Raw genomic sequence first — 7,505 nt, forward strand, 5'->3', positions numbered from 1 at the left:
GGCTTTGATAGCTTTCCACTGCATAACTTGCGGAATGTCCCTTGGCAAAAGCATAACCCGCGAAGGCTTTGATTTGATCCCAAACTTCTTCAATTACTTTTTGGGTGTATCCTTTCCCTTTACAATTTTCATAGAATTTCTTTTCAAGGGCGTCAAATTGTTCCTTGCTCCTGCCCTTGCCGCTCATTCCCCTTCGTAAAACATCTGCCTCGGCCAGACTTAGGCCTGCAAAATAATGTGCTACTTTTAGAACATCTTCCTGATAGACCATCACGCCGTAGGTATCTGGCATTATTTCCAAAAGAACGGGATGTGCCTCTGACCTTTTTTCTGGAAAACGATGTCGTTCTATATAGGCATTTTTCATTCCCCCATTGGTTACACCTGGACGTATAATGGAACTGGCAGCGACCAAACCCAAATAGTCCTGTGTTTGCAGGCGGGTCATCAAGGTGCGCATGGCAGGGGATTCAACATAGAATACCCCCATACAATCCCCTACTTTTAGGAGGTTGTTAATCGCTGGATCATTTTTTAATGGAGTGGTATCGTCAATGTCTCTGATCTGGGCTTCTGGTTGATTTTCCTTGATCAATTGAATTGCATCCTTAATTTTTGAAAGCCCACGCTGGGCAAGGATATCAAATTTAAAAATACCCACTGCTTCCGCAATATGCATATCAATTTGCAAAGTTTGAAACCCTTTCGGGGGCATAAAGGTGGCACAATAAGCTTGTACAGGATTTTTTGTTATAACAATGCCTCCAGAATGTACACTTAGATAATTTGGAAAACCATGGATAAGATGACCATACTTTATTACCAATTTAAAATAATGATCGTTTTTTTTGTTCTCTCTATTGCCATTTAAAAAAGCATCAATTTCAGCTTTTGGCAATCCAAATACTTTTGCAAGTTCCCGAATAACTGCTTTGAATTGAAACGTTACATAGGTACCCATAAGGGCAGTATTTGGGAAACGTTCAAAAATATAGCGGGTAACATCATCCCTATCCTTCCAAGAAAAATCTATATCAAAATCAGGCGGTGAGGAACGATACAGGTTGATGAACCGTTCAAAATAAAGATCCAATTCAATAGGGTCCACATTGGTAATCCCCAAAATATAGGCTACCACACTATTCGCCCCACTACCCCTCCCTATATAGGGATAATCATTTTTTATGGCATATTGAACAATATCGTAATTAATGAGAAAGTAGGACACAAAATCCATTTGCCGAATGGCCTTAAGTTCCTTTTCCATGCGTTCCTTTATTGCAGAATTGATTGTTTTATAGCGGGATTCCAATCGTTGTTCCACTAAGGAAACCAAATAATCATAGTCCTCTTGGTTATTTTTTAAATAGTTGGATTGATTTTGATTTTCGCGTGTATCATCAAATTTAAAGTCTATGGAACAGGAATTTAAAATGCCTTGGGTGTTTGATAGTATATGCTCAAAATCCTCAAACAAACGTTCAAGTTCGGTTAGCGAATACATTTTATCTTTGGCAGTACCCTGTTCAGCTTCCGGGAGTTTACTTAAAACAATATTGAGGTCTATACAGCGCAGTAATCTATGAATATTTATATGTGTCTGATTGCTGAATGTTACTGGCTGTAATAACACTAATTTTTCAGTATGCTGTTTTAGATGGGAGAATTTTAATTTGTTGAGGTCTGCTACCGAAATACCTATATGCCAGTCCGGAGCAAACGTTTCCAGTTCATATTCAAGTACTTTTTCAAAGGGAATTATAGTTATTACATCCGAAAAGGAAGGTGGGATTTCAGGAAACTCCTTTTTGGCATGAAGGAACTTGGTCAAAAATTGGTTGATTTCCAAGTAGCCTTTATTGTTTTTTGCCAAGCAGACATAACATCGGGTGTTTCCGTTACGAATATCGGCCCCCACCACAGGTTTAAGGTTTTCTTTTGTTGCTTCCCTACTAAATTCCAAGCAGGCCGAAGTGCTGTTTATATCCGTCAGGGCTAATTGTTGAACGGCATTCACTTTAGCCAAATTCAATAACTGGGGTACCGACATTACCCCATATCGCAACGAGTAATATGTATGGCAATTGATATACATTATTGATTTCTATGGGCCAATAAAATGGGCGGTTCACCATCAAAGGGATTACGGCCAGATATTACCGTTTTCACATCGAGTGTGGATGCCTTCATCACACTGCCTGCCCCAAAGCGGTTTCGGATATGATCCAAAGACTTGTATAGATTAAGGGATTTTTCATTATCATCAAAAAGATTGATTTGATAATGGCCGCCAACCAAATGGGAGAACTTTACCCCTATTAACCGAACCAATATCCTGCGCTCATAGAGTTTACTAAAAAGTTCCATTACGGCAGGCACAAGAATATGATCTGCACTTGTATAGGGAATGCGAATTTGTTTGTTATAAGTCTGGAAATCGGAATATCTAATTTTTACAGAAACACAACCCGTCATTTTATTGCCAAGCCGAAGCTGATAACACAGTGTATCTGCCATAGCGATAAGGGTATCGCGAAGTTTTTGGACATCAATAGTATCCAGATTGAAGGTACGTTCATTGGATATGGACTTTCGCTCACAATACGGTATTACGGGGGTATTGTCAATACCATTGGCACGGTTCCAAATAGTCTGGCCGTTCTTTCCCATAACGGAGGTAAGCATTTCCACAGGCATTTCCTGTATCAGTTTTACGCGATCAATCCCAAGGTGGATTAATGTTTGGGCAGAAACCTTTCCAATCATCGGTATTTTTCGGATTGGCAATGGTGCCAAAAAAGCCTTTTCAAAACCGTAATCAATTTTTAGCTGGTTATTGGGTTTTGCCTCTCCCGTTGCAACCTTGCTTACAATCTTGTTTTGGGAAAGACCAAACGAAATTGGGAGACCAGATTCTTTAATGATACGTCTGCGCAGTTCAGAAGCGAATTTGTAATTCCCAAAAAAACGATCCATTCCTGTAAGGTCCACATAGAATTCATCCACGCTTGTTTTTTCAAAGAGAGGTACAGAATCGCGGATAATATCAGTGATAAGGTTTGAGTATTTCATATAGGTACCCGCATTGCCACGAATGACAATTGCATGGGGACAAAGTTGTCGTGCAATTTTCATTGCCATTCCCGAGCGAACCCCGTACTTTCGGGTTTCATAGCTGCAGGCAGCGACCACGCCCCTGCTTCCCGTACCTCCTACCAAGACAGGCTTTTTGAGCAGTTCACTGTTCAATAGACGTTCTACCGACACAAAAAAAGTGTCCAAATCAAGATGGAGAATGGATTTTTTCATCAATACAAAACTATGGATTATTTCCATATTTTGGAATATTTCCATTTTAAAATATTGAAGAATTTAATTATTTCTACAAAGAAAACCCAAACATAGCATATATGTCTGGGTTTAATTTACTGGGGAGAATTGAACTATGGTTTAATTTTATATTGCTTTTGCTATCAAATCAACTTCGTAGGGGAACTGAAAGTTTTCTAAAGTTTCCCCTTTAAGCCAATCATTTCTATTTTCTTTTTTTAAGATTATGGGCATTCTCTTTTTATTGTTATGTATCTCTGCCATCAACTCGTTTGCCTCGGTAGTAGCAATTGTATAGGAAGTTATGTTTTCACCGTTATGGTGATTGGTCCATTCACTATAAAAGCCAGCAAAGCCAAAAATTTCCTGATCTGTGGGCTTGATAATATATTTTTGCTTTTCCTTTCCTTTCGCATCGAGCCATTGCCATTCATAAAAGGCATCTGCAATAATCAAACAACGGTTTTTTACAGAATTGCGGAAAGCGGGTTTAGAAGCTGCCGTTTCAATACGGGAATTTAAGGTCATTTTTTTTATGGAATCATCCTTGGCCCAAAAGGGAATCAAGCCCCAATTGGCCATAACAATATGGCCCTTATCTTCATCCATTACTATTGGGTTTTTCGCAAAAGCAAAACCATTTATAGCCTCCTTAGGTATATATGATTCTGGTTCGTAATATGTAGCCTCAAATTCTTTTTCAATGTCTTCTTTTTCAGCTGTTAATTTAGTGTGATAGCACATAGCATTAATTTTAGACATTTAAAATACGAAAAAAGTATGAAATGAGAATTGGGTTGTTTGTTGTGGGTAGTGGGTAGTTCATGATGTTGTTGGTTAGGGTTAGTATCACTTTCGTTTTTTAACAATGAGGATTTCATCGTCTGAAAATTCCATCCAGGCCAAGTCGTATATATAGTGAAACATTTTGTTGTGTGAATTTATGTGGAAATGGGTATGATACATGAACCTGAATTTCTTCTTTTCAAGCACGTTTCTATATACTTTGACTTGTGATTTATTATTTCCGAGCAATTCTGTTAAGATGGAATAGTTTCGTTTTAAATACCCGTTTATTTCTATGGCTGCCTGTTTGGATGCATAGCGAAGATGTTTGTGATACTGGTTTTTGCAATAGGTATTGCAGAAGATTTTATCGGTTCGCCCTTTCAGTGGTTTTTCGCATATTTTACACTTTCTGTCCATGAAGCTACTGCTATCATTGCAAATATACGCTATTCGTTCCTAACGGTTAACCACTTTTATTATCACATCTCCTAAGTGAGTTGGGCTCTATTTTCTTTAATTTTGATACTAACGGAATTCTTTTTGATCATGGAAACTTCTAAAAATACTGTTATAGTACTATATACTCCTCGTGCCAATGCCGGACGCATCAAACTTAAAATTCCCTATGAAATGCAGGCTGAAAGGGAGGTTTTCAAGAAGCTGGAGGGCTCCTTTTACCACTATAACCAAAAGCTTTGGAGTATAGTAAATACAACCGAAAACATAATGCATTTAAAAAGGATTTTCGGCAAAAAACTTAAGATGAAAACCGCCGAAGCCCCTTCTGCGCTACCCAGTTTTGATCCTTCGGAAAAGATACAGAAGGAACTGGACCGCAATCAACAAAAAATGGTTTTAAAAGGTTTTAGCCCAGCAACCATTCGCAATTATCAACACAACCTGTTACATTTTTTCAAATATTTTGAAACTGCGAAGCTGCGCACCATTACCAAAGAACAGATTGAAGGCTATGTATTTTATTTGATAAGCAAACACCGCATTAGCGAGCAAAAACAGAACCTGGTTATCAATGCCATAAAATGCTATTTCGAACATACTCTGGAAATGCCCCGGGAGTACTACAACATTACCCGCCCAAAAAAAAGCAAGGATCTACCAAATGTGCTGAGCATTGAAGAGGTTATACAAATAATAAACCACCCAAAAAACTTGAAGCACAAGGCCATCCTGCATATAATTTATGGCGCTGGCCTTCGTGTGGGCGAAGTCCTTAGGCTCCGGGTAAAGGATATTCGAAGCGATGATGGGTACATTTTTATAAAGGACAGTAAGGGCAAGCGTGACCGCCATACAGTATTGAGTCCCATACTCTTGGCGCTTTTGCGGGAATACTACAAACAATTTAAACCTGCTTATTGGCTGTTTGAAGGCCAAGATGGTGGACAGTATTCTTCCAAGAGCATACAGAGCATTTTTAGAAGTGCGGTGAAAGCCACCAATACAAATCCGTGGAGCACGCCGCACACGCTTCGGCACAGTTTTGCCACACACCTTATGGAGCGCGGAGTGAACATCCGCTACATACAAAGTGCCCTAGGCCACGCCAGCACAAAGACAACTGAGGTTTACACCAGAGTTATAGGTATTAATAACAAAACATTAAAGAGTCCTTTGGATACTTTGTATGAATCGGTTACATTTGACAAAGAACAAAACACATGACATGCGCACATGTGCGGTATAGCAGCAATAGTCATGTCGTATATACACATGTTCTACGCAATTTGAAAAACATACTCAAAATACTAATTATAACTTTGATTTTGACTTCTTGCAAAAAGGAGTTGAAAACTAATGTGTCTGAATTAAAAAAACTCGATTCGGAAAAAACAACTGAACTTCTGACTCAAATTTTTGAGGATGAAAAAAAAGGATTTTTATTAACTAATTGTATAACCGAAAAAACGAGAGGTGTTAACTATCCAATGGTTACTGATTTTGATGAATATGTAAAAACCCATCTCGGAATTAAAGATACTATACATTACAAACTTCAATCTGAACTTTATAAACAATTCGTTCTGACCTCTGATATCGCAAAAGGAAAAAACATAATAACTCAATCTCAATTTAAAGAATTTGAACGTAAATCTGAATTAGGAGAATTTCGTTTTTGGGATTGGTTAGAAGATAATTGTACAGATGGTTATAGTTCTATTTCCAAACCAATATTTAACGAAAACTATACTCTTGCTTATATACAAATCGGAAATGTTTGCGGAGGACTTTGTGGTGGCGGAGAAGAAAGAATTTACGAATATATTAATGGTAAATGGATTGAAAAAGAAAATTTCGGAAATTGGGTAAGCTGAATAAAAAACTGCGTAGAACACCGTGTATAATTAATGGCTGGTTCTCGCCTACTTACGAAAATCCTCGCGGATTTTCTATTCGGTTTTTATTTGCTAAATTAGGTGCTTAAACACGCCACTAATCATACACAAACACGTTATGTGCAAGCTGAAGAAAGATTCGAACTAAAAACAAAATGACTGAACAATCAATAATAAAACAGATTGGAAAACCAGCTGAAATCGATTTACAAAAACCGAAAGCAATTGGTAGTACTGGATTTTATTTAAAGTTATTTAAAGCGAAAAACACCGGAACTGAATCTCTGAAACTGGAATCGAAATGTAACTTTGAAAAGCGAACTGGCGGAATTTTATTACGTGCGAATTATTCCAATAAATTAACGGCTATTCCTATTCCGAATGAAAAAATAATCGGAATAACTCTAAAGCGTGGAAAAGAAAATATTGACCCTTTTTTTATGTCACCAATGTGGATTTTATTAAAACTCGGAGTTTCTAAATTATACGCTCGATATTTTAGATTTAGACTTCACGAATATTCAATTGACCAAATGGAACTGAATATCGAAACGACTGATTATGAAATGGAGTTCATTGCAAATGGATATTTATTTGAGCGACAATTAAGTTTCTTTGAAAATCTGAATTACGGAAACAAATTAATAACGGAAATAAAAGCCAGCACATAACACCGTGTATATTTAATTGCTTGGTTCTAGCCTACTTGCGAAAATTCCTGTGGAATTTTCACGGGTTCGTAAAAGTTTACTAATTTAGTTGCTTAACCACGCAACTAACCATACACAATCACGTTGTGATTAATATTGCCGACTTTCGGTCACCCACCAAACATTGTAGCTTTCTTCGAGGTCTTTTAAGTTTCTAAAAATGATGTGATTTTAAAATCGACGTAGGAAGATTTTTAAAGCGCCAAACTGTTCGATTGAAATCGTTGAGAGCGCGCTCTCAGAACGTTTGAAAACGTTAAACAGTTTGTCTGAAGTTATTGAAAAAAAATGAGAAAGTCAAGTTTATTATATTATTTAACAC

At 37.5% G+C, this 7,505-nt stretch carries 7 protein-coding genes; 3 read left to right on the forward strand and 4 right to left on the reverse strand.

The window, feature by feature from the left end; genetic code table 11:
* From ACN0TV_RS16900 to ACN0TV_RS16915, 4 genes are all read right to left on the reverse strand, one after another.
* Nucleotides 1–2,095, reverse strand: a 2,095-nt coding sequence (locus ACN0TV_RS16900; RefSeq protein WP_417364498.1) for a PHP domain-containing protein, incomplete at its 3' end; no start/stop codon positions are given.
* Nucleotides 2,095–3,309: a DNA polymerase IV gene (gene dinB / locus ACN0TV_RS16905; protein WP_417364500.1), complete on the reverse strand. Its 1,215-nt coding sequence runs from the start codon at nt 3,307–3,309 to the stop codon at nt 2,095–2,097. The genes dinB and ACN0TV_RS16900, both read right to left, overlap by 1 nt.
* A gap of 147 nt (nt 3,310–3,456) precedes the next feature.
* A complete protein-coding gene (locus tag ACN0TV_RS16910) occupies nt 3,457–4,092 on the reverse strand; it encodes an SOS response-associated peptidase (protein ID WP_417364502.1) in 636 nt (211 codons plus the stop codon).
* Nucleotides 4,093–4,179: 87 nt separating this feature from the next.
* Entirely contained in the window at nt 4,180–4,536 is a 357-nt protein-coding gene (locus ACN0TV_RS16915) for a hypothetical protein (protein ID WP_417364504.1), read from the reverse strand.
* 129 nt (nt 4,537–4,665) lie between these two features.
* Here ACN0TV_RS16915 and ACN0TV_RS16920 point away from each other — a divergent pair, with 129 nt between their 5' ends.
* The 3 genes from ACN0TV_RS16920 (at nt 4,666) to ACN0TV_RS16930 (ending at nt 7,144) form a co-directional block, all read left to right on the forward strand.
* The gene (locus ACN0TV_RS16920) at nt 4,666–5,802 is read left to right on the forward strand and encodes a tyrosine-type recombinase/integrase (RefSeq protein WP_417364505.1); all 1,137 of its coding nucleotides are present in this window, start codon (nt 4,666–4,668) and stop codon (nt 5,800–5,802) included.
* 122 nt (nt 5,803–5,924) lie between these two features.
* The gene (locus ACN0TV_RS16925; RefSeq protein WP_417364506.1) at nt 5,925–6,452 is read left to right on the forward strand and encodes a hypothetical protein; all 528 of its coding nucleotides are present in this window, start codon (nt 5,925–5,927) and stop codon (nt 6,450–6,452) included.
* Nucleotides 6,453–6,628: 176 nt separating this feature from the next.
* Nucleotides 6,629–7,144, forward strand: a complete 516-nt coding sequence (locus tag ACN0TV_RS16930) for a hypothetical protein (protein ID WP_417364507.1) — start codon at nt 6,629–6,631, stop codon at nt 7,142–7,144.
* The last annotated feature ends 361 nt before the right edge of the window (nt 7,145–7,505 follow it).

Source organism: Galbibacter sp., from assembly GCF_048266365.1.
In the GTDB taxonomy this organism is placed as follows: Bacteria; Bacteroidota; Bacteroidia; order Flavobacteriales; family Flavobacteriaceae; genus Galbibacter.